This window comes from Flavobacterium resistens (assembly GCF_900182645.1).
GTDB classification, from domain to species: domain Bacteria; phylum Bacteroidota; class Bacteroidia; order Flavobacteriales; family Flavobacteriaceae; genus Flavobacterium; species Flavobacterium resistens.
The window spans coordinates 1-1204 of sequence record NZ_FXTA01000019.1; the positions used below are offsets into that span (position 1 = coordinate 1).

General features: G+C 33.6%; 1 protein-coding gene. It reads right to left on the reverse strand.

Annotated features, from left to right (window positions below; all coding sequences use genetic code 11):
* On the reverse strand, window positions 1–1204 hold a 1204-nt coding region (locus FN795_RS21345), incomplete at both ends, for a condensation domain-containing protein (protein WP_244290027.1).

Genomic DNA, 1204 nt, shown 5'->3' on the forward strand with positions numbered 1-1204 from the left:
TTCAAAAACAACAGCGATGTTGTCCGGAGTCTTATCGACTTGCTCCTCAAATAAACCGATGATGGTTTTATCTTTCGGATAATCAACTTTGCTATCGTTAAAGTCTACTAATAATTGTTGTTTCTCTCCTTGGGTTAAATAATCAATGTTCTCAATAGCTTTATCTTGTTCTTCTATACATTTGGTCAATAAATTTTCAAAATGAACAAAAATTCGGTTTATAAGTTCAAAATTATAAATGTCTGTGTTATAATCTATAATCAAAACCAAGCCTTCTAATTCTAAGAAATTGAATCTTATGTCTGTTTGTGATATCTTATTTGTAAAATTATAATTATCAACTTGTAAGCCTGATAAGAGTTCTTCATTTCTTAGTCCAAAAACTTGCTGCTGATTTTGTAATACTATTGCTACATCAAATAGTGCCGAGCGGCTCATGTCTCGTTTTAGGTTTAGCTTACCTACCAACTCATCAAATGGATAAGCCTGGTGCTCGTATGCTCCTAATAAAGTTTCTTTTTCCTGATTTAATAAATCTAAAAAGCTATTCTGCTCTTTAAAGAGTGTTCTTATTGGTAGTGTATTTAAATACAAACCTATTTGATGCTCCAGATCAGGATGCTCACGTCCTGCTATAGGAGTACCTACTACAATATCATCTTGACCACTGTATTTATGTAAAAGCACTTTGACTCCTGTCATAAGAGTCATAAACAAAGTGGATTGGTGTTTTTCTGAAAAACCTTTCAGCTTATCTAAAAACGACTTGGAGAATCCATGTGTTAAACTTGCTCCATTATAAGTTTGGACCGATGGTCGTTTTTTAAAACTAGGTAAATCTAAAACAGGCAACTCTCCTGAGAATTGATTCAACCAAAAATCTTCCGATGCCTGATGTTTCTCCTGTTGCAATTCTGAATTAAGCCAAACCGCATAATCTTTGTATTGAATGTTTAATTCTGGCAAATTGGCTTGTTTTCCTTGTAGCAAAGAATTATAATTTTTTACAACCTCAGAAATTAACAGCTCAATTGACCAGCCATCGCCAATAATATGATGAAGGGATAAGAAAAATACATGCTCGTCTTCTCTTAATTTGATTAAAGAAGCCCTTATAAGCGGTGCTTTTTCCAAATCGAAAGGCTCCTTGTTTACTTCTTCTAAATAATCCGAAACCGACTCATGCTGGTTATTCTTGTTTAAG